This is a genomic window from Pseudomonas sp. C1C7, assembly GCF_013359595.1.
Classification (GTDB): Bacteria; Pseudomonadota; Gammaproteobacteria; order Pseudomonadales; family Pseudomonadaceae; genus Aquipseudomonas.
In genome coordinates, this window is sequence record NZ_JABFMP010000039.1 from 17,451 (window position 1) to 42,451 (window position 25,001).

Here is a 25,001-nt window from a genome sequence, read left to right on the forward strand (position 1 = left end):
CCCGATGGTCACGACCATCGGGCTCTTTTTTCACGCTGTGTTACTTGCCGAGGAATCAGCGGCTGGCGAGCAGCGCCTGACCCCGCGCAACAGCAGCTTTCACCTGAGCCGGTGCAGTGCCGCCGATGTGGTCACGGGCGTTGACCGAACCTTCCAGGGTCAGAACGGCGAACACGTCCTGATCGATCTGATCGCTGAACTTGCGCAGCTCTTCCAGGCTCATCTCCGCCAGGTCCTTGCCGCTTTCCACGCCGTATTTCACCGCATGGCCAACGATCTCGTGGCAGTCACGGAACGGCAGGCCACGGCGCACCAGGTAGTCGGCCAAGTCAGTGGCGGTGGAGAAGCCGCGCAGGGCCGCTTCGCGCATGATCGCATGCTTGGGCTTGATCGCCGGGATCATGTCGGCAAAGGCGCGCAGCGAGTCGCGCAGGGTGTCGGCGGCGTCGAACAGCGGTTCCTTGTCTTCCTGATTGTCCTTGTTGTAGGCCAAAGGCTGGCCTTTCATCAGGGTCAGCAGGCCCATCACCGCGCCGAACACACGACCGGTCTTGCCGCGCACCAGCTCCGGCACGTCCGGGTTTTTCTTTTGCGGCATGATCGAGCTGCCGGTGCAGAAACGATCCGGCAGATCGATGAACTGGAACTGCGCGCTCGTCCACAGCACCAGCTCTTCGGAGAAGCGCGACAGGTGCATCATCGCGATGCTGGCGGCCGAGCAGAATTCGATAGCGAAGTCACGATCGGACACGTTGTCCAGGGAGTTGCCGCCCACGGCCTCGAAGCCCAGCAGCTGGGCGGTGTACTCGCGGTCGATCGGGTAGGTCGTGCCGGCCAGCGCGGCGCTGCCCAGCGGCATGCGGTTGGCGCGCTTGCGGCAGTCGACCAGACGCTCGTAGTCACGGCTGAGCATTTCGAACCAGGCCAGCATGTGGTGCCCGAAGGTCACCGGCTGCGCGGTTTGCAGGTGAGTGAAGCCCGGCATGATGCTGCCGGCTTCGCGCTCGGCCTGCTCCAGCAGGCCTTTTTGCAGGCGGGTGATTTCGCCCAGGATCAGGTCGATCTCGTCACGCAGCCACAGGCGGATGTCGGTGGCGACCTGGTCGTTGCGGCTGCGGCCGGTGTGCAGTTTCTTACCGGTCACGCCGATGCGGTCGGTCAGGCGCGCCTCGATGTTCATGTGCACGTCTTCGAGGTCGATGCGCCAGTCGAACTGGCCGGCCTCGATTTCGCCCTGAATGGTCTTCAGGCCGTCGATGATGCTGTCGCGCTCGGCATCGGTCAGCACGCCGACCTTGGCCAGCATGGTGGCGTGGGCGATCGAGCCCATGATGTCGTGGCGATACAGGCGCTGGTCGAAGGTGACGGAGGCGGTGAAGCGGGCGACGAAGGCGTCGACGGGTTCACTGAAGCGGCCGCCCCAGGACTGATTGGTCTTGTCAGTGCTCATGAATTCGCTCGTATCGGCTGGATAAAGATGGCGTTGAAAGCTGCGGCGGATGATAACAGGGTTGCCGGGGCTGGCGCTGACGCTGGTCGACTGCTTTTACACCGGATACACACGGAACCTGTAGGAGCCGAGCTCGCTCGCGATACACGAAAGAACACCACGGGATATCAGGCAACCCGCCTCATCGTTAACGACCATCGCGAGCAGGCTCGCTCCCACAGTCAGTTGTAAATACAACGATATTTTCCGATTGAGCAATATCGCTCCGCCAACCGTCTACAGTTGGACAGTAGGAGCAGCGCACTTCTCGGTGCAGACGCTGACTATAAGTAGAGGGGGTGTTCATATTGCGTAACAGCAAACCCTGTGGCGGTCTGTCGCCAATGCGTGCCTGGTCCGTCAATTGTCCGGCAGATGAAAATTTTGCTGTCGGACGAGCGGCACTTTTTGACGCTCGCGCTAGTCTTAGCGTGGATCGCGGTGACGGACGTCACTTCACCTGTCTACGCTATCCTTGTGCGAGACTCACGCAGGAATCCAGCGCAATATGAATGTCCTGATCGTTGATGACGACCCTACTGCCCGCGAGCGCCTGAGCCGAATGGTTGGCGAACTCGAGGGATACAGTGTCCTGGAGCCCAGCGCCACGAATGGCGAGGAAGCGTTGGCACTGATCGACAGCCACAAGCCGGATATCGTGCTGCTCGATATCCGCATGCCCGGCCTTGATGGCCTGCAGGTGGCCGCCCGATTGTGCGAGCGCGAGACCCCGCCCGCCGTGGTGTTCTGCGCAGGACCCGATGAATATTCCGAGGGAGCCTTACAGGCCAGCGCCGTAGGCTATCTGGTGAAACCGGTGAGAACTGAACATTTACATGACGCGTTGAAAAAAGCCGAACGCCCCAACCGCGTTCAACTCTCCGCCCTGACCCGGCCAGCGGCCGACAGCGGCAGTGGCCCTCGCAGCCATATCAGTGCGCGCACCCGCAAGGGGATCGAGCTGATTCCCATCGACCAGGTGGTCTACTTCATAGCCGATCACAAATACGTGACCTTGCGCCACGAGGCCGGTGAAGTGCTGCTCGATGAACCGCTCAAGGCCCTGGAGGACGAATTCGGCGAACGTTTCGTGCGCATTCACCGCAATGCCCTGGTCGCTCGCGATCGCATCGAACGTCTGCAACGCACGCCTCTGGGACATTTCCAGCTGTTCCTCAAGGGCTTGAACGGCGATGCACTGATCGTCAGCCGGCGTCACGTGGCTGGCGTACGGAAAATGATGCAGCAGCTGTGATCCGCGGGGCCGCAGGCAAATTTCTCACCCGATTTCCGGACATCCGGGGCCAGGGAGGCCAAGTAGTTTCTGATACAAGTCAAAGTGGATTTGGCTGAGCTGTTATCATCCGCCGTATCTATTCAGTACGGATTGATCCATGTCCACTCGCCAAATCCGCATCGCCACCCGTAAAAGCGCTCTTGCCCTGTGGCAGGCCGAATACGTTAAAGCCCGTCTGGAAGAGGCCCATCCGGGCCTGCTCGTGACCCTGGTTCCGATGGTCAGTCGCGGCGACAAGCTGCTCGACTCGCCGTTGTCGAAAATCGGTGGCAAGGGCCTGTTCGTCAAGGAGCTGGAAACCGCGCTGCTGGAAGACGAAGCCGACATCGCCGTGCACTCCATGAAGGACGTGCCGATGGACTTCCCCCAAGGCCTGGGCCTGTTCTGTATCTGCGAGCGCGAAGACCCGCGTGACGCGTTCGTCTCCAATACCTATGCCAGCCTCGATGCCTTGCCGCCAGGCAGCATCGTCGGCACCTCGAGCCTGCGTCGCCAGGCGCAACTGCTGACCCGTCGCCCGGATCTGGAAATCCGCTTCCTGCGTGGCAACGTCAACACGCGACTGGCCAAGCTGGATGCCGGCGATTACGACGCGATCATCCTGGCGTCCGCCGGCTTGATCCGCCTGGGTTTCGAAGATCGCATCACCTCGGCCATCAGTGTCGACGACAGCCTGCCGGCCGGTGGCCAAGGCGCGGTCGGCATCGAGTGCCGCAGCGGTGACAGCGAAATCCACGCGCTGCTGGCGCCGCTGCATCACCATGACACCGCGACCCGCGTGACCGCCGAACGTGCCCTCAACAAACACCTCAATGGCGGCTGCCAGGTGCCGATCGCCTGCTACGCCGTGCTCGAAGGCGAGCAGGTCTGGTTGCGCGGGCTGGTGGGCGATCCCAATGGCGGCCTGCTGCTCAGCGCCCAGGCGCGTGCGCCCCGTGGCGATGCCGAATCCCTGGGTGTGAAAGTGGCCGAAGACCTGCTGAACCAGGGCGCCGCCGACATTCTCAAGGCGGTCTATGGCGAGGCAGGTCACGAGTGACCGACTGGCGCCTGCTGCTGACGCGTCCGGCGGATGAGTCGGCGGCGCTGAGCGAAGTGCTGGCCGCGCAGGGGATTTTCAGCAGCAGCTTGCCGCTTTTGGACATCGTGCCGATCCCTGCCTCTGACACAATGCGCGAGGTGATCCAGGGGCTGGATCGCTATTGTGCGGTGATCGTGGTCAGCAAGCCGGCCGCGCGGATGGGCATCGAATTGCTCGATCGCTTTTACCCGCAGACGCCATCTGTGAAGTGGTTCAGCGTCGGCTCTGCGACCGCGCAGATTCTCCAGGATCGCAGCCTGGATGTGAGCTTCCCGCAAGACGGCGATGACAGCGAAGCCTTGCTCGAACTGGCGAACCTGCGCGAGGCCATTGCCCGGCCCGATCCACGGGTGCTGATCATGCGCGGCGAGGGCGGTCGCGAGCTGCTGGCTGAGCGCTTGCGCGAGCTAGGTGCTAGTGTCGATTATCTGGAGTTGTACCGCCGCGAGCTGCCGCAATACTTACCTGCGGCGCTGCCGGAACGGATCCGTGCGGAACGCCTGAATGCACTGGTGGTCAGCAGTGGACAGGGTTTTGAGCACCTGCATCAATTGGCTGGCGATGCCTGGCCGCAATTGGCGCGGTTGCCGTTGTTTGTACCAAGTCCCAGGGTTGCCGAGCTGGCACGTGCCGCCGGCGCCCTGACAGTTGTGGATTGTCGTGGCGCCAGTGCCGCGGCTTTGCTGACGGCGCTACGGGAGCATCCCGTACCCGTTTACTAATGCAAAGGATGGATACGTGAGCGAAACAGCCTTGCCTAAAGAAGACGTCCGGCCAGTACTGGATGCGCCGATTGAAACTCCACCTCCTGCCACAGAGCCGCGCCGAGGCAATGGCCTGGCCGTCGTCGCGCTCTTGCTCGGCGCCGCCGGTGTTGCGGTGGGCGGCTGGGGAGTCTGGCAGGTGCGCCACTTGCAGGCGACCAACCAGCAGCAGTTGAGCCAGGTGCAGGCTTTGAGCGATGAGGCGCAGAGCCTGAAGCTCAATGAGCAGCGCCTGAGCGCGCGTCTGGAGCAACTGCCCGGCGCCGACGTGCTGGAAGAGCGCAGCCGTCTGGTGGTGCAGTTGCAGGGCGATCAGCAGCGACTCAATCAGCGTCTGGAAACCGTCCTCGGCGCCAGCCGCAAGGACTGGCGCCTGGCCGAGGCCGAGCACTTGCTGAGACTGGCCAGCCTGCGTCTGTCCGCGTTGCAGGACATCAGCAGCGCCCAGGCCCTGGTCCAGGGCGCCGACGACATTCTGCGCGAGCAAAACGATCCGGGTTCCTTCGCCGCCCGCGAACAGGTGGCCAAGACCCTGGTGGCCTTGCGCAGCACCGATCAGCCGGATCGCACCGGCCTGTTCCTGCGCCTGGGCGCCCTGCGCGAACAGGTGACCGGTCTCACCGAACTGGCGCCCGAATACAAGGACCGTGGCGAGTCCCTGCTCGGTCTGACCGCCGACGGTGACGGCGCCAGTCGCTGGGCGCAATGGTGGGATCAGATCTCGCGTTACATCCGCATCGATTTCAATGCCGACAAAAACGTCCGTCCGTTGCTTGCCGGGCAGAGCCTGAGTCAGGTGCGTCTGGCGCTGAGTCTGGCGCTGGAGCAGGCGCAGTGGGCTGCGCTCAACGGCCAGGCGGCGGTTTACACCCAGGCGCTGGACGAGGCGCGTGACGTGCTCAAGGGCAACTTCAACCCGGACAACGCGCAGAGCAAAGTGATGCTCGATCAGGTGGCGGAGCTGAGCAAGCAACCGGTCACCGTGGTCACCCCGGACCTGACCGGCACGCTGAGCGCCGTGCAAGGCTATCTGGAGCGTCGCAACGTCAATGCCGAGGACGCGATCAAACCTCTGCCCAAGCCTGCCGCAAGCACTGCGCAGGAGACCACGCCATGAAGCGCCTGTATGTGATCCTGTTTCTGGTCATCGCCGCCGCGGCGGCGCTGGGGTTGGCGATTGCCGAGCATTCCGGTTACGTGCTGATCGCTTATAAGAGCTTTCGTTACGAGTCGAGCCTGTGGGCGACCCTGGCTTTGGTAGCGGTCCTGTGGCTGGTCATCTGGGGCATCAAGGCGTTGATCGAACTGGTGCTGACGTCCGGCGGCGTGGTCAATCCCTGGTCGCGGCGCAACCGCAGTCGCCGGGTGCAGGTGGCGATCGAGCATGGTCAGATGGACCTGGCCGAAGGTCGCTGGGCCAGTGCGCAACGTCATCTGCATCGGGCCGCGGAAGCCGAACGCCAGCCGCTGCTGTATTACCTCGGCGCGGCCCGTGCGGCGAACGAGCAGGGCAATTACGAAGAGAGCGACAACCTGCTCGAACGCGCTCTGGAGCGCCAGCCTCAGGCTGAGCTTGCGATTGCGTTGAACCACGCGCAATTGCAGACCGACCGTGGCGATACCGAAGGCGCCCTGACGACCCTGCAGGCGATGCGTGAGCGTCATCCGCATAACGCGCAGGTGCTGCGTCAGTTGCAGCGCCTGCATCAGCTGCGAGGCGAGTGGTCGGCGGTGATTCGTCTGCTGCCGGAACTGCGCAAGGACAAGGTCCTGTCCGCAGCCGAGCTGGCAGATCTGGAGCGTCGTGCCTGGGGCAAGAATCTTTCCCTGGCGGCTCAGCGTGAAGGCGAAGGGGCTGTCGGCCTGCAATCACTCAAGAGCGCCTGGGAGCAGCTGACCTCGCCACAACGGCAGGAACCGCAGCTGGTACTCGCCTACGCCGAGCAACTGCGGCAACTGGGGGCGCAGGTGGAGGCTGAAGAGGTCTTGCGCAACGCGCTCAAACGTCACTACGACAGTCACCTGGCGCGTCTCTACGGGCTGGTTCGCGGTAGCGATCCGGCGCGTCAACTGCACCTTGCCGAGGGCTGGCTCAAGGAGCATCCCGCCGATTCCGGTCTGCTGCTGACCCTGGGTCGCCTGTGCCTGCAAAGCAGCCTGTGGGGCAAGGCCCGGGACTATCTGGAGCGCAGTCTGCACATGGAGCGCAACCCGGAAGCCTGTGCCGAACTGGCACGGCTGCTGGCGCAGATGGGTGATACCGAACGCAGCAACCAGCTGTTCCAGGAAGGTCTTGGGTTGCTGGACGAGCGCCTGCTCGCCGCACCGCTGCCCGTACCTGCTCGCGCATGATCCTGTAGCCGCCGGACGCAGCCTTCGGCAGCTGCTACAGGTTCTGCGTACGCCGCGGTACATGTAGCAGCTGGCGCAGCCTGCGTCCGGCTGCGCAGCAGTCGTAGACCATTCAACACCGGTTCCAAACCTTAAAGTGTCTGCTTCGCAGCCGGATGCAGGCTGCGCCAGCTGCTACAGGAATTGTGTGGTTCTGAGGGGTGAAATTTGCCCTGTTTTTGCCTTCCTACAGTCTCATCAGCAAAGTCCTACAGAGGGTTTCGCCTATTCCTCTGTCTCGTGTTGGGATTTCCCTACATCCCTGCTGAACTGTCCCAAGCAACCCGCCTTGAAACGCCAAAGCGCTTTCCTCTACCGTAGCCGTCGGTCCCAACTGTTACGGAAAAGCCATGTCTTTGGCCTGCACACGCTCCTTGTTTTTCACGGTCTTCGTTGCGGGCGCCCTGGTCCTGGGCGTGTCCTACTACCTGGAATATTCCATCGGCCTGAACCCCTGCGGCCTGTGCCTGTTGCAACGGATTTGCCTGGCACTGCTGACGGGCATCTGCCTGATGGCGGCGGTGCAGGGCCCCGGTCGCGTCGGCTCCTCTCTCTATTGGCTGCTCGGTCTTCTCAGCAGCCTCGCGGGTACGCTCACGGCCGGGCGGCAGGTGCTGCTGCAAGGCAATCCGGCGCAGCCATTGGCGGGGTGTGCTTCAAACCTCTCAGAGCTGTTCGCTGCCGAGCCGTGGCTGTGTGTCGTGCAGCAACTATTCAAAGGTGCCTTCGACTGCACCCAGCGCTCCTGGACGCTGCTGGATCTGAGCATCCCCGAGTGGAGCCTGCTGTTCTTCGTCGCGATGTCGATTCTGGCCGTTTACCAGCTCCTGCGACTTGTCTGGCTCGCCATCAGGCGACCGCTCGGCGGCGAGTCGTCGCAGCAAGCCCTGTTGAATGATTAAACACTTGTATGAACTTTATCGCCTGCGTACCTTGAAGCCTCAGTCCTGCGGGCATAATCTGGCCCGCACGTGTCATTGGAATTTTGTCTTGCTCGATGACGCTCTGCCCCGAACGCCCAATACAAGAGGCGAACGGGCATAGAGCAGCTGACCCAAAAGGGAAGAGAGATCACCATGCTCGAAAGTTGTCAGAATGCTCAGGAACGCTGGGGTGGAGTGCACCTGCTGATCGATCGCTGGTTGCAGGAGCGTCGAGAACTGATCGGGGCCTATGATGCGCTTGGCGCAGAGCCCGCAGCGCTGAGTGAAAGTCGCAAACCCTTGCAGGAGTTCTGCGGCGTTCTGGTCGATTACGTGTCGGCCGGCCACTTCGAAATCTACGAACAGCTGACCGGGGAGGCCAAGGCCTTCAACGACAAGCGCGGCCTGGAACTCGCCGAAACCCTCTACCCACGCATCGACGTCATCACCGAGAAGCTCCTGGCTTTCAACGATCTGTGTGATGAAGGCAAATGCGTCGCGGAGAAATTCAAGGAGCTCGGCGGCCTGTTGCACGAACGCTTCGAACTGGAAGATTGCCTGATCGAAGTGCTGCACACCGCTCACAAGGCAGAAGACTCGGTTCAGGTCTGAACCGCGTTTTGCGAGACACGAAAACGGTGCGCCACGGCGCACCGTTTTTCATTTGTGCAATCAGCCGGTCGCACCGCGCAATTCGACTTCGAACACCAGTGGCGTGAACGGTGCGATCAGGTCGCCCGCACCGTCGGCGCCATAGGCCTGCGCCGAAGGAATCACCAGACGCCATTTCGCCCCGACCGGCATCTGTTGCAACGCACTGCGCCAGCCACTGATCACGCTGTCGAGACTGAACCACTGCGGCTGATTGTTCTGGTCGAACACGGTGCCGTCAGGCAGGCGACCGACGTACAACACCTGCACCTTTGCGTTCGGTCCGGCCTTGGCGCCGTTACCCGGTGTCAGTTCCGTCAGCAGAATTCCATCGGCCAGTTCGCGAACGCCAGGCTTGGCTTTTTCTTCGGCGAGAAAACGTTTTTCGTTTTCCACCGCCAGTTGGTTTTCCGGTGCCGGTGTCTGCATCGCCACCCGGGCTTCGTGCTCGGACAGGATCTGTTCGATCTGCTCGTCTTTCAATGCCAGTGGCTTGCCTTGATAGGCTTGCTGCAACCCTTCGACCAGAGCCTTCAGCTCCAGATCCGGGACCTCCTGGCGAAGGCGTTCGCCCAGGCTCGCACCCAGGCTGTAGGCGAGATCGTGCGCGTCATTTTCCTGGGTTTTTTCGGCGGCCTGAGCCACGGAAAAAATCACGCACAGCGATAAAAAAAGGTAGCGCGACATGGGCACTCTCCGACCTGAAATGCGGGCGATTATGCCAGTGTGAATGTGCTTTTCGGTGAACTGCTTTTGCGCAAGCGAAGAAGTTTTTCGCTCCTTTGCAACACGACGCTTTCGATAGTGTCAACATGCCCTAGCGGCGGTTGCAGCAGAGGTCTAGTATGAGCCGCACTCACTTCAGCCAGGAGGTAAATCATGTCGGCCACCAAGAAGCCAGTAAACACTCCGTTGCATCTTCTCCAACAACTGTCGGGCAGCTTGCTCGAGCACCTAGAAACTGCCTGTTCGGAAGCCTTGGCTGATGCTGAAAAACTGCTCGCCAAGCTGGAAAAACAACGCGGCAAAGCACAGGAAAAACTGCACAAATCCCGCACCAAACTGCAGGACGCCGCAGCGGCCGGCAAGGCCAAGGCACAAGCCAAAGCCAAGGACGCCGTGCAGCAACTCGAGGACCTGCTCGATGCTCTGAAAGATCGTCAGTCGGACACTCGCGGCTACATCCTGCAACTCAAGCGTGACGCTCAGGAAAGCCTGAAACTGGCTCAGGGCGTTGGTCGTGTTCAAGAGGCTGTCGGCAAGGCGTTGTCCCTGCGTGCGGCCAAACCTGCTGCGGCACCTGCCAAGAAAGCCGCTGCCAAACCGGCTGCCGCAAAAGCACCGGCCAAGTCTGCCGTCAAACCGGTTGCCAAAGCACCGGTGAAAGCCGCAGCAAAACCTGCCGCTGCCAGCGCTGCCAAACCAGCCGCTAAAACCGCAGCAGCAAAACCGGCTGCCAAGCCAGCCGCCGCGCGTACCGCTGCTGCCAAACCTGCAGCTCGCACCACCGCTGCCAAGCCAGCCGCCGCTCGCACCGCCGCTGCCAAACCTGCGGCGCGTACCGCCGCTGCAAAACCTGCCGCAGCGAAAACCGCCGCAGCAAAACCAGCCGCCAAGCCGGCGGCAAAACCTGCCGCTAAAACAGCTGCCGCGAAACCGGCTGCCAAGCCTGCCGCAAAACCTGTCGCGGCTAAAACCGCTGCCAAGCCAGCTGCCAAAACTGCCGCTGCAAAACCCGCCGCTAAACCGGCTGCTAAAACCGCTGCTGCGAAACCTGCAGCCGCCAAGCCAGCCACTGCAGCAAAACCTGCTGCGGCGAAACCGGCAGCCAAACCAGCTGCTGCGGCTAAACCCGCCGCTGCAAAACCGGCAGCCAAACCTGCTGCCAAGCCAGCAGCGAAACCAGCAGCGAAACCAGCCGCGGCAAAACCCGCAGCCAAGCCTGCAGTGAAAAAACCGGTTGCTGCCGCCAAGCCGGCTTCCGCTTCCACAGCGGCTCCGACAGCCGCTGCCAAGCCGGCAACTCCTGCGACTCCAGCACCGTCTGCTGCAGCCGCACCAGCGTCAGCCGTCACCTCTTCGACCGCCACCACTGCGCCAACGCCAGCGGCACCGTCGAGCACCACCAGCACCCCAACCAGCGCTTCCTAAGCGCCGGTTGCCGCGACGCGCAGCTGATGCAGCGCGTCGCGGTCCAGGTGGGCGGCGCCTGCCGCCACACCTTCAAGCCAGGCCGTTGAATCGGTCGCCTCACCCTGCGGCCAGTCTTGTGCCGATCGCTCCAGTTTCAAGATCAGACGCCGTTCGGCTTCAAGTTCCAGTGCCTTCACTCGCTCGCGCAATTCATGCAGATCGGCATCGCCCGTAGCGGCGGATTTCCATTGCATGCGCAGTGCCCGCAGCGGTTGCACAACATCGGCGTCCCAAGGTGATGTCACGCTGCGTAGCTCGCGCAAGCGTTGTGTATTGCAGGCAACACCGCGCTGTCCCAGCCACGCCGCACACAGCAGCAGGCACACGTTGAGCCCCGCCGACTGCAATCGCAGGCAGGCCTGTTCAACGCCCGGTCGGGCGTAAACGCTCAGGGAAAAGCTCCACAGGTCAGAGGACATAGTGCTACTCGCGCCAGTTGCGAGCGAAGCTGGTAGACTCCGCCGCCATTATGATTCGACTTCAGAACCTGACTTTACAGCGTGGCCCGCAGCGTCTGCTAGAAGACGCCGAGCTGACCCTGCACGCCGGCCAGAAAGCCGGCCTCATCGGTGCCAACGGCGCCGGCAAATCGAGCCTGTTCGCCTTGCTGCGCGGTGAACTGCACCCGGATTCGGGCGACTGCTTCCTGCCGGCCGACTGGCGTATCGCTCACATGCGCCAGGAGGTCGACACCCTCGAACGCCTGGCGGTCGACTATGTGCTCGACGGCGACCTGCGCCTGCGCCAGGTGCAGCGAGAGCTGGCGGCGGCCGAAGCGGCCCATGACGGTGCCGCGCTGGCTCGCCTGCACTCGGAGCTCGACAGCGCCGACGGCTATACCGCCGACGCCCGGGCGCGCAAGTTGCTGGCCGGTCTTGGCTTCACCAACGAGCAGATGGATCGCCAGGTCGGCGACTTCTCCGGTGGCTGGCGGATGCGCCTGAACCTGGCGCAGGCGCTGATGTGCCCGTCGGACCTGCTGCTGCTCGACGAGCCGACCAACCACCTGGACCTCGACGCCATCATCTGGCTCGAAGAGTGGCTCAAGGGCTATCCCGGCACCTTGATGCTGATCTCCCACGACCGCGACTTCCTCGATGCCGTGGTCGATCACGTGGCTCACGTCGATCAACGCAAGATCACCCTCTACCGCGGTGGCTACAGCGCCTTCGAGCGTGCCCGTGCCGAGCGTCTGGCCCAGCAGCAACAGGCCTACGAGAAGCAGCAGGCGCAGCGCGCGCACATGGAAAGCTACATCGCCCGCTTCAAGGCCCAGGCCACCAAGGCCCGTCAGGCCCAGAGCCGGATCAAGGCGCTGGAGCGGATGGAAGAGCTGACCGCGGCCCACGTCGATTCGCCGTTCGACTTCGTCTTCCGCGAGTCGCAGAAAATCTCCAGCCCGCTGATCGACCTGTCGGATGCCCGCCTGGGTTACGGCGAGAAGACCGTGCTGGAGAAGGTCAAGCTGCAACTCACTCCGGGTGCGCGGATCGGTCTGCTTGGCCCGAACGGCGCGGGCAAGTCGACCCTGATCAAGAACCTCGCGGGTGAACTGTCGCCGCTGGCCGGGCGCATGACCCGGGGCGAAAACACCGTCGTCGGTTACTTCGCCCAGCATCAGCTCGACTCCCTGGATTCCAAGGCCAGCCCGTTGCTGCACTTGCAGCGCCTGGCGCCGACCGAACGCGAACAGACCCTGCGTGACTTCCTCGGCGGCTTCGACTTCCGTGGCGCGCGGATCGACGAGCCGGTGCTGAATTTCTCCGGTGGCGAGAAAGCCCGTCTGGCCCTGGCGTTGATTGCCTGGGATCGGCCGAACCTGTTGCTGCTCGACGAACCGACCAACCACCTGGACCTGGAAATGCGCCTGGCGCTGACCATGGCCCTGCAGGAATTCAGCGGTGCGGTGTTGGTGGTTTCCCACGACCGTCACCTGCTCAAGAGCACCACCGACAACTTCTTCCTGGTGGCCGACGGCAAGGTCGAAGAGTTCGATGGCGACCTGGACGACTACACCCGTTGGCTGGTGGATTACCGTCAGCGCAACGCGCCGGTCAGCAGCACACCGGTCAATCCGGACAAGACCGACAAGAAGGCTCAGCGTCAGGCGGCGGCCGCTCTGCGTCAGCAGCTGGCACCGCACAAGCGTGAGGCGGACAAGCTCGAGGCCGAGCTGGGCAAGCTCCACGAGAAGCTGGCGAAGATCGATGCCAGTCTCGGCGACAGCGATATCTACGAGCCGTTGCGCAAGCACGAACTGCGCGACCTGCTGGCCGAACAGGCCAAGCTGAAGGTGCGTGAAGCGGAACTGGAAGAAGCCTGGATGGCAGCCCTGGAACTGCTGGAAAGCATGCAGGCGGAGCTGGAGTCGCTGTCCTGATGGACGCGTTCAAGCTGCCGCTGCCGGCGATGTGGGTCGAGCCGATCTGGCTCGGCGTGCAAATCCTGCTGATCCTGCTGGCCGGCTACCTGACCCAGCGTTTCGTGGCCAAGGTCCTGACCCGGCTGGGCGAGCGTTATCCGTTCCCGCCGCAATTGCTGATGCCGCTGCGTGGCGGCCTGCGCTGGCTGATCATGGGCAGCGCGCTGATCTTCGTCCTCGAACGCCTCGGGGTGTCGGCCACGGTACTGTGGACGGCGCTGTCCGGCTTTGTCGCGGTCGCTGCGGTGGCGTTTTTCGCCATGTGGAGCGTGCTGTCGAACCTGCTGTGCTCGGTGCTGATCTTCACCGTTGGCCCGTTCCGCCTGGGGGACGTGGTGGAGCTGGTGGACACCACCGACAAGCCTGGTGTGAAGGGGCGGGTGGTGGCGATCAATCTGCTGTACACCACGTTGATCGAGGCTGAAGAGCTGGGGACGGGGAGTGCGATGGTGCAGGTGCCTAACAGTCTGTTCTTTCAACGGTCGGTTCGGCGTTGGCGGGGGACTGATGTGTTCCCCTCCAGCGGGTTTGAGAAGTAAGCCTTCTGTTGTCTGAACTATTGCTATCGCGAGCCTGCTCGCGATAGGGCCCTGAAGGCCGCCCACGCCCGTCGGCGCTCGACACATCCTGCAAAAAATCAGTAGTCACCAGCCCAAAGCCGCATTAGCTTAGACGTTTGTTACGAGTCTGAGTCGAGGTGTGCATTGGAGCTTCAAACATGGCTGGCGTTTTTTGCCGCCTGCTGGGTGATCAGCCTTTCTCCCGGTGCCGGCGCCATTGCGTCGATGTCCAGCGGTCTGCAATACGGTTTCTGGCGCGGCTACTGGAACGCCCTGGGCCTGCAACTGGGCCTGGCGCTGCAAATTGCCATCGTCGGCGCCGGTGTGGGCGCGATCCTCACTGCCTCGGCCACCGCTTTCTACGCGATCAAATGGTTCGGTGTGGCCTACCTGGTCTACCTTGCCATCAAGCAATGGCGCGCGCTGCCCAGCGACATGAGCGATGACGCGGCCGTCCGCCAGATCGGCAAGCCAATGGCCCTGGTGTTCCGTGGCTTCCTGGTCAACGTCAGCAACCCCAAGGCCCTGGTGTTCATGCTGGCGGTACTGCCGCAGTTCATCGACCCGCACGCACCGCTGCTGATCCAGTACCTGATCATCGGCGTGACCATGATCTGCGTCGACCTGATCGTCATGGCCGGCTACACCGGGCTGGCCTCCAAGGTGCTGCGCATGCTGCGCACGCCGAAGCAGCAGAAACGCATGAACCGTACCTTTGCCGGGCTGTTCATTGGCGCGGCGGCGTTCATGGCGACGTTGCGCAAAGCGGCGGTCTGAAGCGGCGGGCACAAAAAAAGGCGACCTTTTCAGGTCGCCTTTTTCATTTCAAGGATCACGAAACCTGTAGCAGCTGGCGAAGCCTGCGTCCGGCTGCGCAGTAGTCGCAAAACCTGAGTGCGCGATTTTCCTGGCACACCGCGTTGGCTGATTTCACGACTGCTTCGCAGCCGGACGCAGGCTGCGCCAGCTGCAACAGGTCCTGCGCTGGCTTGGCTAGCGCAGGATGACCGGCGCCGTATCCTGCGGCAGGTTGTTACGCAACGGCGCCTGCCCCGGCTGCTCGTAGCCGCCGCCAAGCTGCTGGCTCAGTTGCGCCGCCACATCCTCACCCAACGCCTTGGACACCTCGCGAACCACCCGTGGGCGGTTCAGCGAAACCTTGATATCACGACCGTTCACCAGTTTGGTGTCCTGGCCTTCGCCCATCGCCGTGAAGGCCGAGGTGATTTCATAGGTCCGGGTGTTGATCAGGCTGAAATCGGCCACGAGGGTCAACGCCAGCACCGCCGAATGGCTGTCGGTGTTGGCCAGTTCGGTCACGTCGCGGGTGAAGTCGATGTCCGAGACGGTGCCGAACAGCACGTAGTCGGCGCCCTTGAAGTTGCCGGCCTTGATCCGCTTGATCACGTCGTAGACGTCACCCTTGGATGAGGCGGTGTAAGGCGTGCCCTGCACCAGCTGGAACATGCCGGTGCGCAGCATTTCACCCTTGATGTCGCCGGTGAATTTACGCAGTTCACCCTGTTCGATGTAGCTGCTGGTGGCTTCGATTTCGTTGTAGCTCGAAGAACCGCTGGCGCTGTAGTGACTCGCCTGGAAGTTGTTCTGGGCCGAGACGACGTGAATGTACTGCTCCACGCGCTCCTGGTACGCCAGGTCGGTCACCGCGACTTTCGGGGCCGCCTGCGCGCTGAACGCGCAAGCCAGGGCCATCATGCCAATCCATGTGCGCATCGATTAACGCTCCGTGGTTTTGCGGATCTCTTTCTCGTCCATCCACTCGGCCAGACCGCTTTCGACGTCGATCAATTGCAGGCTGAATTTGTAGAAGACGTCCTTGTAGTCGCTGCTGCGCTTGACGATCGAGCTGATCGAGCCTTCCAGGCGGTACTTGGCGGCGATCATGTTGCCGGTCTTGGCCACGGTGCTCTTCTTGTACAGGCCGCTCTGGTTCTGCAGCTTCAGCTGGTCGACCTGGCTCTGCATCTGGGTGTTGTCGCTGGCGAAGCGGGCGGTGCCGGACTTCATCAGCTGGGTCTTGATGCTGGTGGTGATTTCGCGGGTGTCGATGTACTCGCTGGTCTTGTTCTTCACGTCATAGACCTGAACCACCGGACGCCCCTGCAGCGTGCCCGACTGGGCCAGGGAGCGGGTCATGGACTCGGCGATCATTTGCAGGTCGGTCGAACCGAACTCGTTGGTGACGGTTTCAACGGCCTTGGTGTCGCCGTAGCTGATGTTCTTGCTGCCCAGGGTCGGCGAGGTGTTGGCGCAACCGCTGGCGAGCAGGGCGAGGACGGCGATGCAGGAAAAGCGTGCAAACATGGGAATGCTCTCTGAAACGAATAGGGAGGTTGGGCTCAAGGCGTCTTGATTTCCAGGCGGAAGTCCACGGCTTTGGCAGTCGGCGCAATCGCCTGGATGAAGCTGGTCTGTTCGCCGTACATCATCTGGCTTTTCCAGACTTCTTCTTCGGCCACCGGGAAGCCTTCAGGGCCGAGCCAGGCAAAGCGGTAGTAGAAGGTCTTGTTGTTGTAGCTGGTGTTGCTCAGCTGCGCATTGACCGTCATGAAGCCGTTTTCCCGGGCCACGCGCATGGCGCCGACCACGATGTTCTTCAGTTTGCCCATGGCCACGACCTTGCTGGCGGCGCTGCCCGGCTCCGGTGGCGGTGGGGTGGCGCAGCCGGTCAACAGGGCCAGGCCCAGGACCGCGATGAATTTCAAACGCATGCAAAGACTCCGTTCTTAAGGTTTGGCGAGGCTGGCCACGGCGATCGGGCTGGCGCTCGGGATCACATGGGCGGCGACGCCGCTGGCGAATACCTGATTGCCCACGGCGCGCAGGCTGATGACCTGGTAGCGTTGATCGACAGTGACTTTCACCGTCGTGCCACCGACGGCGTTCGGCAGCGCGATCTGGTGCTCGCCCTTCTTCAGGCGCAGGCGCACCACCTGGGTGTTGTCCGGCAGCGTGCGCCACGTACGGGTATCGGCACCTTCGAGCACCGCTGAAGTGATACCGACCGCCAGACCCGCCAGCGGGTTGGTTTCGTTGATCTTCTTCTGCGCCACGCCACGGCTGACCGCGCGCACGGTGGTGCGCACGATGATGCCCGGCATGTCGTCACGCAGGGCGCGCTGGGACATGGCGGTGGTGCTGTTGAGCTGGGTCAGGTTCAGTTGCTGACCGTCCACGCCGATCTGGGCGAAGGTCGCGGTGGAGGTGTCAGGCTTGATGATCGGGAACGACAGCGGGGTGATCACGACGTTGCCGCTGATCGGCAGGGGCAACGGCACCCGGATCGAGTCACGGGTCGGCGCCAGGCCGCTTTGCACGACGATCAGGATGTCGCTGTCTTCATCCTTGGCGCTTTTCTTGTCCAGATCCTTCAACGCCTGCTCCAGCAACGGCGTGTTCGGGCGCAGTTCGGCGGCCTTGCGATAGCCCGGTGCGGCCAGGTCTTTCTCACCCAGGGCTTCATAGACGAAACCGGCCAGGTAATGGCTGAACGCACTCTGGTAGCTGTTCTTCAGGCTCACCACTTCCGGCGCATCGAGGCTGGCGACCGGGTAACCCTGCAGGTCCTTGTACTGGGTGGTGATGCCTTCTTTCTCGGCCTCTTCCTCACTCTTGAGGTATTCCTTGTCGCGCAGCTCGGCGATCACCGCTTCGCGCTCGTGGGTTCTCTTGATGGCGGTACGGGCGCCGTCGAAGTCATTCAGCGCCAGCAGATTGAGGGCCATCTGCGTGGTCAGCATGACTTTTTCGTAGTCGTAGCCTTCGTAACGGCGAACCTTGTCGTTGACCAGGAAGCTGCCGAACTGGGCCAGGTACTTGTCGGTATCGAGCTTGACCGAATCTTCCCACTGACCCACCACCTGATCGGCGCTGGTCCAGGCGTTCTGGCTGCCGGACAGGTCGCCCTTGGCGCGCAGCAACTCACCTTTCTCGAAGTAATAGAGCAGGTCTTTGTTTTCGCCGGTGTTGTTCTTTTCCAGCAGGGACAGGGCGGCATCGACGTTGCCGGAGGCCAGTTGCTGGTTGGTCTGGGCCAGCTCGGAATCGTAGTTGCGAAAGGCCGAACAGCCGGAAATCAAAGTGACGGCGCTGAGCGCGATCGCGGTAAGGGCGCGGGAGGCCATAACGGTGCTTCTTCCCTGAATGAATGCAGCCGCAGTCGCTGGTCGGGCTGTTGGGACCTACTGGCAAGTGGTTCGGCTTCCTGCCAGTTCCTCGTGAAAGAGGAGCTTGGATGCCGCGTCGTCAGAACGAGGGCGGCGCATTATAGACAGGGATGGTGGCTATGTAATGGCTTTTTGACTTTGATTTGAGTGTTCGTGATATCACTTGCTCAACGTCGATACCGCGCGTCCGTCAGGGGCGGAGACGGCGTCGAAGGCGACGCCGTGGCTGTAGATGCGATCACCCAGCACCCGCAAGCCGATGACCTGATGCTTCTGGTCAATGCGGATCTTCAGCGGCTTCGCGCCCGGCGCAGTGGGCAGGCTGATCAGATGCTCGCCCTTTTTCAGGCGCAGGCGTGCAGCGAGGGTGAGGTTGGGCAGGGTGCGCCAGGTGCGCGTATCGGCGTGTTCGAAGCCATCATGCTGAGTGACGTAGGAGGCTTTGCTCGGGTCGCGTCGGTTGTCGGTGCCCTGGACGGACGCGGCCAGAAAGGCGCGATAGGTCGTGCGTTGAATGATGCCGGGCATGTCGTCACGCAACGTGCGCAGGGACATATCGGTGATGCTGTTGACGGCAATCAGCTTTTGTTTGCGCCCGTCGATGCTCATCTGGCTGAAGGCCGGCGTCGAGGTGTCGGGCACCATCACCGGAAACGACACGTTGGCGACAATCACCTGTCCGTCCTCCAGGTGCACCGGATAGGGGACGCGCACCGAACTGCGCGCCGGCGCCAGGCCGCTTTGCACAATGATCAGTACATCGCTTTCATCGGCCTTGGCAGTGGGCTTTTCGAGTTCGCGCAGGGCCTGCTCGAAGAACGGCATGTCAGGTCGCAACTCGATGGCCTGGCGATAACCCGGCGCGGCCAGGTCTTTTTCACCCAGGGCTTCATAGGTGAAGCCGGCGAGGTAGTGACTGAACGCACTCTGATAGCCGTTTTTCAGCGCAATCACTGCCGCAGCGTCAAGCGTCGTCACCGGATAGCCCTGAAGATCCTTGTAGCGCACACGAACGCCACTGGCTTTGGCTTCGTCTTCGACCCGCTCATATTCCCGTTCCCGCTGGCGGGCGATCAGTGCTTCGCGTTCATGGGTTTTCTTGATGTCGGCTCGCGCGCCGTCGAAGTCATTGAGCGCCAGCTGATTGAGGGCCATCTGGGTGGTCAGCATGACCTTTTCGTAGTCATAGCCATCGTAGCGGCGCAGTTTGTCGTTGATGATGCTGCCCCACTGATTGCCCATCGCAGCCAGCAGCTTGTCACTGGTGGTCTCGATGGTGTCCTGACGTTCGATCACCATTTGCTCGGCACTGCGCCAGGCCACCTGACTTTGCGGCAGGTCGCCTTCAGCGCTCAGTACCGCGCCCTTCTCGAAGTAGTAGAGCAGGTCCTTTTTCTCGTCAGGGTTGTGCTGTTCAAGCAACGAGAGCGCGCCGGCAGGGTTGCCGGATTTGAGCTGATCGGTGGTTTGCTGCAGTTCCAGGTCGTAGTCGCGATAGGCGGCACAACCGCTCAGTTGCAGGGCGAAGGCGATGAACAGCAAACAGCGGACGCGTGAACGCATGGCGAGATTTCTTCCCTGAAACGAGCCATTCGGTGATGGCAAACTGCCGCAAAATGTACAGGGTGAACGTCGCAAGTGCCAACAAAGCTTGAGTGAAAATCATTGAGAGGGAACAATATGTTACTTCGTGTTTCCAAATGAGATTCATTCATGATTGCCCCCTCCCGTTTCCTGGCCTGGCTGGTCGCGCCGGTGTTTGCCCTATGCAGTTTCAATCTGCTGGCCGACACGGTGGAAGGCGCGCCGCAAGCCCTGCATCTGCTCGACTACATCGGTGCGGACTACCCGCAAGCGGTGCAGGCAGGCGAGGTCGTCAACGAGTCCGAGTACCGTGAGCAACTGGAGTTCGTCCAGGCGTTGCAAGGCCTGGTGAGCGCCATGCCGGCCAAGCCGGAAAAGGCCGCTCTGGAGCAGGGCATCACCACCCTTCGCGCGGCGATCACTGACCGTCAGGACGGCGCGGATGTCGCCCGTCAGGCGCGGCAATTGGGTGCGAAACTGGCGGTGGCCTATGAAGTCAGCCAGGCGCCGATCATTACTCCGGACCCTACCCGTGGCGCGCCGCTGTATGCTCAGCACTGTTCGGTGTGTCACGGCGATGCCGGTGCGGGCGATGGCCCGGCGGGTGTCGGAATGACGCCGCCACCGGCCAATCTGCGCGACAACGCGCGTCTGGATCACCTGAGCCTTTATGCGATCTACAACACCCTGGGGCTGGGTGTTGAAGGGACCGACATGCCAGCTTTCGCCGATCAGCTGGACGAGCGTCAGCGCTGGGACCTGGCGACCTATATCGCCAGCTTCAGTGCCGACGCGGCGGCTGCCGGCGGCGACAAGGTCTACAACATCGCCGACCTGGCCCGTCAGACCCCGGCCGAAGTGCAGGCGGTCGATGGTCCGCAGGCGGCCGCGGTGTTCCGCGCGCAGAGGGCGCAACCGCCGCAGGTCAAGCGTGGCCCGGCGCAGTTGCTCGATTACACCGCCGCGACCCTGGACAAGAGCCTCGCGGCCTACCGTGCCGGCGACCACGATCAGGCCTATGACCTGTCGGTGGCGGCGTACCTGGAAGGCTTCGAGCTGGTGGAAAGCTCCCTGGATAACGTCGACGCCAACGTGCGCAAGGACACGGAAAAATCGCTGATGGCCTTCCGTCAGTCGTTGCAGGACGGTCTGCCGCTGGAGCAGGTCGAGCAGCGCCTGGACGCGGCCAAGGCCGGTTTGAAGACTGCCGCCGGCCTGCTCGGCAGCGATGGCTTGAGCTGGTCGCTGAGCTACATTTCCGGCCTGTTGATTCTGTTGCGCGAAGGCCTGGAAGCGATTCTGGTGCTGGCGGCGATCCTGGCGTTCCTGCGCAACACCGGCCAGCAGTCGGCGGTGCGCAGCGTCAACGTCGGCTGGGGTCTGGCGCTGTTGGCCGGGCTGGGTACCTGGGCGCTGGCGGCTTATGTGATCGATGTCAGCGGTTCGCAGCGCGAATTGCTGGAAGGCGCGACGGCGTTGTTCGCCAGTGTCATGGTGCTGTGGCTGGGCGTGTGGATGCACGACCGTCGCCATGCGGCGGCCTGGCAGGACTACATCAAGAGCAGCCTGGTGGGCGGCGGCGGGCGTTTCGGTTTTGCGATCCTGGCGTTTTTCTCGGTGTATCGCGAGCTGTTCGAAGTGATCCTGTTCTACGAAACCCTGTGGCTGCAGGCGGGTCCTGCGGGCCATGACGCGGTATTGGCCGGCGGTGGGACGGCGCTGGTGCTGCTGGTCGGCCTGGCCTGGGTGATCCTGCGCGGCTCGGCGAAACTGCCGCTGGCGCTGTTCTTCAGCATCAACGCCGCTCTGTTGTGCGCCTTGTCGGTGGTGTTCGCCGGGCATGGCGTGAAGGCATTGCAGGAAGCGGGCATCTTCGGCACGCGGCCGGTGCCGTTCTTCGAGTTCGACTGGCTGGGGATTCATGCCGATGCGTATTCGCTGAGCGCGCAGGCCGTGGCGATCGTTGCGATTGTGGTGCTGTATGGTCGCAGTTGGGTGGCTGAGAAGCGGCGGGTGCAGGTCTCCTGATCGAGTGATCCTTTAAAAGATCGCAGCCTTCGGCAGCGCCTGCAGGTGTACGTTAATCCTGTAGGCGCTGCCGAAGGCTGCGATCTTTTGCTTTTGAAGAGGTAAAAACATGCGCGTATGGATCGATGCCGACGCCTGCCCCCGGGCAGCCCGGGATCTGGTGGTGAAGTTCGCCCTCAAGCGCCAGTTCGAAGTGGTGATGGTCGCCGGCCAGCCGCAGAGCAAGCCGGCGCTGGCGCTGGTCAAGCTGATCGTGGTGCCCAGCGGCCCGGATGCGGCCGACGATTACCTGGTGGAGCATGCGGTGCCCGGTGAGCTGGTGATCTGCAGCGACATTCCCCTGGCCGACCGGCTGTTGAAGAAGGGCGTCGCGGCGCTGGACCCTCGGGGCAAGGAGTTCGATGAGCGCAACATGGGCGATCGGCTGGCGGTGCGCAACCTGTTCGCCGATTTGCGCGAGCAAGGCCAGGTCAGCGGCGGCCCGGCGCCGTTTGGCGATCGTGAGAAGCAGGCGTTTGCCAATGCGCTGGATCGGATCCTGACCCGTCTCGCCCGCTCACAGTGATCAACAGCCTGAAAAGATCGCAGCCTTCGGCAGCTCCTACAGGTGTCTGTGTAGGAGCTGCCGAAGGCTGCGATCTTTTGATTTTGCTTTTTACGCGTCGTTTTCGTGGGTCAGTTCGAGCACGCGGTCGACCAGTTTGTTGATGCCCGACGCCGCTTCGCTGATGCTCCCGGCCAGCATGTAAGCCGGGGTGCTGACCAGTTTGCGGGCCTTGTCTTCGACGATGTCGCTTACGGCGCAATCCTTGTGGGTGGCGCCCATCTTGTTCAGCGCGGCGGCGGTGTCGGCGTCGTTGCCGATGGTGCAGGTCACGCCCGGGCCGTAGATCTTCGCCGCCAGGGCCGGGGAGATGCAGATCAGGCCGACCGGCTTGCCGGCTTCGGCGAAGGCTTCGGTCAGGGCCAGGACTTCCGGTTGCACGGTGCAGCCCGTGCCTTCGATGGCAAAGTTGGACAGGTTCTTGGCCGATCCGAAACCGCCGGGAATGATCAGCGCATCGAACTCTTCGGCATCGGCTTCGCGAATGTCCCGTACCTGACCGCGGGCAATGCGCGCCGATTCCACCAGTACATTGCGCGACTCGGGCATTTCCTCGCCGGTCAGGTGATTGATCACATGCAGCTGCGCGATGTTCGGTGCGAAGCACTGCACCTGCGCGCCACGCTGGTCCAGGCGCAGCAGGGTTATCACACTCTCGTAGATCTCGGCGCCGTCGTACACGCCACAACCGGAAAGGATCACTGCAACTTTTTTGCTCATGGGCTTTTCTCCAGATTCATGGCGTTAAATGTCCACTAATTTGTCACTCGTTGCCATAGGGTTATTTCGCGGCTACACCTAGCATCTGTCCTTAAAAAATTCCGTTCAGGACGCCTTATGGACTTCATTCTGTACGCGGTGCCGTTTTTCTTTGTGCTGATCGCCGTCGAACTGCTGGCCGACCGCTGGCGCGGGGTCAGCAACTATCGGGTGGCGGACGCCGTCAACAGCATCAGCACCGGCGTGCTGTCGACCACCACGGGCCTTCTGACCAAGGGCGTGGGGCTGGTGACTTACGCATTCGCGCTCAAGCATCTGGCGCTGTTCGAGCTTTCCGCGAACAGCGTCTGGGTGTGGATCTTCGCCTTCGTCTTCTATGACTTCTGCTACTACTGGCTTCACCGCATGGGCCACGAGCGCAACATACTCTGGGCGGCGCATTCGGTGCATCACCAGAGCGAGGACTACAACCTCTCCACGGCCCTGCGCCAGACCAGTACCGGGTTTCTGCTGAGCTGGATTTTCTACCTGCCGATGGCGGTGGCCGGCGTGCCGCTTTTCGTGTTCATCAGCGTTGCCGCGCTGAACCTGCTGTACCAGTTCTGGGTGCACACCCGGCACATTCCCAAACTCGGCTGGTTCGAGTGGTTCTTCGTTACGCCGTCCAATCATCGGGCCCACCATGCGCAGAACGCTCTCTACATGGATCGCAACTACGGCGGCGTGTTCATTATTTGGGACCGTCTGTTCGGCTCGTTTCAGGAAGAAGACGACAACGAACCGGTGATTTTCGGCGTGACCACGCCGCTGGCGAGCTGGAACCCGATCTGGGCCAATGTGCAGTTCTATGCGCAGCTGTGGGCCGATGCGCGGCGCACCGAGAGCACCTGGGACAAGTTGCGGATCTGGTTCATGCGCACCGGCTGGCGGCCGGCGGATGTGGCGGCGAAATATCCGATCCACAAACCGGACCTGAGCCAGTTCCACAAATTCGAAGTGCCACTGGACACCCGTCAGCAGATTTACGTGCTGCTGCAGTTCTGCGTGTACATCGCTTTGGGCAGTTACCTGATGAACCTGGAGCCGCAACTGCCGGCCGCGGCCCTGGTGCTGGGCTGGGGAGCGGTGGCGCTGGGGTTGTTCGTGCTGGGCGTGGCCCTGGAGAATCGCCCGTGGGCGTTGAAGCTGGAGCTGCTGCGCCTGGCATTCAACGTGCCGCTGGTCTGGCTGGCGCCGCTGGTGGGGCTATGGCCGGCCAGCGCGGTGGGCTGGGTCGGCCTGCTCAGTTACAGCCTGCTCAGCGGGATCGGTCTCTACTGTTGCAGAAACCGTTTCACTCGGCTGGCGTCTTAGGTTCACCGGAAATGGCCTGTTTGGCCTTCAGGGCTTGCTCGTCGGCATAGACCTGTCTGGCCAGACGGGCATTCTTGAAGCGTCGACGCAGCCACAGGCCGACGCCGAGGACCAGCAGCGCACCCAATACCCACAGCTCGTATTTCTTGATGCTGCCGAGCATGCCTTCCAGCACCGCACCGAAGTGGTACGCGGCCGCTGCCAGCGCGGCGGCCCAGATCGCCGCACCAATGCCGTTGAGCAGCAGGTAACGTCCCGGCGGATAACCGGACAGGCCGATCGCCACCGGCATCACCGTGCGCAGGCCGTAGACGAAGCGGAAGCTCAACACCCAGATGTCCGGGTGCTTGCGGATATGCTCCAGCGCCCGGTCGCCCATCATCTGCCAGCGCGGTTTGCGCGCCAGCAGCTTGCGCCCGTGCTTGCGTCCCAGGAAGTACCACAGCTGATCGCCGGCATAGCTGCCGCAGAACGCCACGACCACCACCAGGTTGATGTCCATGTATCCACGGAACGCGAGGAAGCCTGCGAGCACCAGGATGGTTTCGCCTTCGAAGAACGTGCCGAGAAACAGGGCAAAGTAGCCGAAGTCATGCAGAAATTGTTGGAGCATTGTCTGGGTGCTGGCGAAATGAACGCGCAGCCTAACCCTTCGAACACATTCAGGAAAGTGTCCAAATGTGTCTCGACGTGAACATTTCCTACAAGGACAATGGAATGCGGCTACGCGTCACAGCGTGCGCACAACTGTAAT

At 62.3% G+C, this 25,001-nt stretch carries 24 protein-coding genes and 1 pseudogene; 15 read left to right on the top strand and 10 right to left on the bottom strand.

The features are described 5' to 3' along the window. Positions 1 to 55: 55 nt before the first annotated feature. Positions 56 to 1,450 (bottom strand): argininosuccinate lyase, encoded by a 1,395-nt coding sequence (argH, locus tag HNO86_RS25025; RefSeq protein WP_175379598.1) that lies wholly within the window; start codon positions 1,448 to 1,450, stop codon positions 56 to 58. A gap of 434 nt (positions 1,451 to 1,884) precedes the next feature. On the opposite strand from argH, the pseudogene HNO86_RS30710 reads away from it, so the two are divergent. The 8 genes and pseudogenes from HNO86_RS30710 to rsd all read left to right on the top strand — a co-directional run. Next, positions 1,885 to 2,001, top strand: a pseudogene (locus HNO86_RS30710) (sensor histidine kinase); the annotation flags it as partial. Then, entirely contained in the window at positions 1,998 to 2,744 is a 747-nt protein-coding gene (locus HNO86_RS25030; protein ID WP_175379599.1) for a LytTR family DNA-binding domain-containing protein, read from the top strand. The pseudogene HNO86_RS30710 and the gene HNO86_RS25030, both read left to right, overlap by 4 nt. 139 nt (positions 2,745 to 2,883) lie before the next feature. After that, on the top strand, positions 2,884 to 3,825 hold the full coding sequence (gene hemC / locus HNO86_RS25035; protein WP_175379600.1) for a hydroxymethylbilane synthase: 942 nt from the start codon (positions 2,884 to 2,886) through the stop codon (positions 3,823 to 3,825). Beyond that, entirely contained in the window at positions 3,822 to 4,589 is a 768-nt protein-coding gene (locus HNO86_RS25040; RefSeq protein ID WP_175379601.1) for a uroporphyrinogen-III synthase, read from the top strand. Before hemC ends, HNO86_RS25040 begins: the two co-directional genes overlap by 4 nt. Positions 4,590 to 4,605: 16 nt before the next feature. After that, positions 4,606 to 5,748 carry a uroporphyrinogen-III C-methyltransferase gene (locus tag HNO86_RS25045; protein WP_175379602.1) on the top strand — a complete coding sequence of 381 codons (1,143 nt, stop codon included), beginning with the start codon at positions 4,606 to 4,608 and terminating at the stop codon, positions 5,746 to 5,748. After that, a complete protein-coding gene (locus HNO86_RS25050) occupies positions 5,745 to 6,983 on the top strand; it encodes a heme biosynthesis protein HemY (protein ID WP_175379603.1) in 1,239 nt (412 codons plus the stop codon). The genes HNO86_RS25045 and HNO86_RS25050 overlap by 4 nt, the downstream gene beginning before the upstream one ends. 389 nt (positions 6,984 to 7,372) lie before the next feature. Continuing rightward, complete coding sequence (locus HNO86_RS25055) at positions 7,373 to 7,924, top strand: disulfide bond formation protein B (RefSeq protein ID WP_175379604.1); 552 nt, start codon at positions 7,373 to 7,375, stop codon at positions 7,922 to 7,924. A 174-nt stretch (positions 7,925 to 8,098) separates the two neighbouring features. Next, the gene (rsd, locus tag HNO86_RS25060) at positions 8,099 to 8,557 is read left to right on the top strand and encodes a sigma D regulator (RefSeq protein WP_175379605.1); all 459 of its coding nucleotides are present in this window, start codon (positions 8,099 to 8,101) and stop codon (positions 8,555 to 8,557) included. A gap of 60 nt (positions 8,558 to 8,617) precedes the next feature. Here the strand turns inward: rsd and HNO86_RS25065 are convergent, their stop codons facing one another. Beyond that, the gene (locus HNO86_RS25065; protein WP_175379606.1) at positions 8,618 to 9,283 is read right to left on the bottom strand and encodes an FKBP-type peptidyl-prolyl cis-trans isomerase; all 666 of its coding nucleotides are present in this window, start codon (positions 9,281 to 9,283) and stop codon (positions 8,618 to 8,620) included. A gap of 192 nt (positions 9,284 to 9,475) precedes the next feature. Here HNO86_RS25065 and HNO86_RS25070 point away from each other — a divergent pair, with 192 nt between their 5' ends. Further along, positions 9,476 to 10,747, top strand: a complete 1,272-nt coding sequence (locus HNO86_RS25070; RefSeq protein ID WP_175379607.1) for an AlgP family protein — start codon at positions 9,476 to 9,478, stop codon at positions 10,745 to 10,747. On the opposite strand, the gene HNO86_RS25075 is transcribed toward HNO86_RS25070, so the two are convergent. Further along, positions 10,744 to 11,208, bottom strand: coding sequence for a TIGR02444 family protein (locus tag HNO86_RS25075; protein ID WP_175379608.1), 465 nt, complete (start codon positions 11,206 to 11,208; stop codon positions 10,744 to 10,746). The genes HNO86_RS25070 and HNO86_RS25075 overlap by 4 nt on opposite strands. Before the next feature lie 50 nt (positions 11,209 to 11,258). Here HNO86_RS25075 and HNO86_RS25080 point away from each other — a divergent pair, with 50 nt between their 5' ends. The 3 genes from HNO86_RS25080 (at position 11,259) to rhtB (ending at position 14,548) form a co-directional block, all read left to right on the top strand. Beyond that, positions 11,259 to 13,169: an ATP-binding cassette domain-containing protein gene (locus HNO86_RS25080; RefSeq protein WP_175379609.1), complete on the top strand. Its 1,911-nt coding sequence runs from the start codon at positions 11,259 to 11,261 to the stop codon at positions 13,167 to 13,169. Next, entirely contained in the window at positions 13,169 to 13,750 is a 582-nt protein-coding gene (locus HNO86_RS25085; protein WP_175379610.1) for a mechanosensitive ion channel family protein, read from the top strand. The genes HNO86_RS25080 and HNO86_RS25085 overlap by 1 nt, the downstream gene beginning before the upstream one ends. A gap of 165 nt (positions 13,751 to 13,915) precedes the next feature. Continuing rightward, on the top strand, positions 13,916 to 14,548 hold the full coding sequence (gene rhtB / locus HNO86_RS25090) for a homoserine/homoserine lactone efflux protein (protein WP_175379611.1): 633 nt from the start codon (positions 13,916 to 13,918) through the stop codon (positions 14,546 to 14,548). 216 nt (positions 14,549 to 14,764) lie between these two features. On the opposite strand, the gene HNO86_RS25095 is transcribed toward rhtB, so the two are convergent. The 5 genes from HNO86_RS25095 to HNO86_RS25115 all read right to left on the bottom strand — a co-directional run bounded on the left by HNO86_RS25095 (position 14,765) and on the right by HNO86_RS25115 (position 19,521). Continuing rightward, a complete protein-coding gene (locus tag HNO86_RS25095) occupies positions 14,765 to 15,505 on the bottom strand; it encodes a penicillin-binding protein activator LpoB (RefSeq protein ID WP_175379612.1) in 741 nt (246 codons plus the stop codon). Positions 15,506 to 15,508: 3 nt separating this feature from the next. Further along, positions 15,509 to 16,096, bottom strand: coding sequence for a penicillin-binding protein activator LpoB (lpoB, locus tag HNO86_RS25100; RefSeq protein ID WP_175379613.1), 588 nt, complete (start codon positions 16,094 to 16,096; stop codon positions 15,509 to 15,511). A gap of 35 nt (positions 16,097 to 16,131) precedes the next feature. After that, the gene (locus tag HNO86_RS25105; protein ID WP_175379614.1) at positions 16,132 to 16,503 is read right to left on the bottom strand and encodes a YcfL family protein; all 372 of its coding nucleotides are present in this window, start codon (positions 16,501 to 16,503) and stop codon (positions 16,132 to 16,134) included. 15 nt (positions 16,504 to 16,518) lie between these two features. After that, a complete protein-coding gene (locus HNO86_RS25110) occupies positions 16,519 to 17,916 on the bottom strand; it encodes a COG3014 family protein (RefSeq protein WP_175379615.1) in 1,398 nt (465 codons plus the stop codon). Between the two features lie 201 nt (positions 17,917 to 18,117). Continuing rightward, positions 18,118 to 19,521, bottom strand: a complete 1,404-nt coding sequence (locus HNO86_RS25115; RefSeq protein WP_175379616.1) for a COG3014 family protein — start codon at positions 19,519 to 19,521, stop codon at positions 18,118 to 18,120. A gap of 150 nt (positions 19,522 to 19,671) precedes the next feature. On the opposite strand from HNO86_RS25115, the gene HNO86_RS25120 reads away from it, so the two are divergent. Both HNO86_RS25120 and HNO86_RS25125 read left to right on the top strand, forming a co-directional pair. Then, entirely contained in the window at positions 19,672 to 21,570 is a 1,899-nt protein-coding gene (locus HNO86_RS25120) for an FTR1 family protein (RefSeq protein ID WP_175379617.1), read from the top strand. A 109-nt stretch (positions 21,571 to 21,679) separates the two neighbouring features. Beyond that, a complete protein-coding gene (locus HNO86_RS25125; RefSeq protein WP_175379618.1) occupies positions 21,680 to 22,135 on the top strand; it encodes a YaiI/YqxD family protein in 456 nt (151 codons plus the stop codon). A 90-nt stretch (positions 22,136 to 22,225) separates the two neighbouring features. On the opposite strand, the gene elbB is transcribed toward HNO86_RS25125, so the two are convergent. Then, complete coding sequence (elbB, locus tag HNO86_RS25130) at positions 22,226 to 22,894, bottom strand: isoprenoid biosynthesis glyoxalase ElbB (protein ID WP_175379619.1); 669 nt, start codon at positions 22,892 to 22,894, stop codon at positions 22,226 to 22,228. A gap of 117 nt (positions 22,895 to 23,011) precedes the next feature. On the opposite strand from elbB, the gene HNO86_RS25135 reads away from it, so the two are divergent. Beyond that, positions 23,012 to 24,247 carry a sterol desaturase family protein gene (locus tag HNO86_RS25135; RefSeq protein ID WP_175379620.1) on the top strand — a complete coding sequence of 412 codons (1,236 nt, stop codon included), beginning with the start codon at positions 23,012 to 23,014 and terminating at the stop codon, positions 24,245 to 24,247. Here HNO86_RS25135 and HNO86_RS25140 read toward each other — a convergent pair. Beyond that, a complete protein-coding gene (locus HNO86_RS25140) occupies positions 24,228 to 24,860 on the bottom strand; it encodes a DedA family protein (RefSeq protein ID WP_175379621.1) in 633 nt (210 codons plus the stop codon). The genes HNO86_RS25135 and HNO86_RS25140 overlap by 20 nt on opposite strands. Positions 24,861 to 25,001 lie beyond the last annotated feature (141 nt).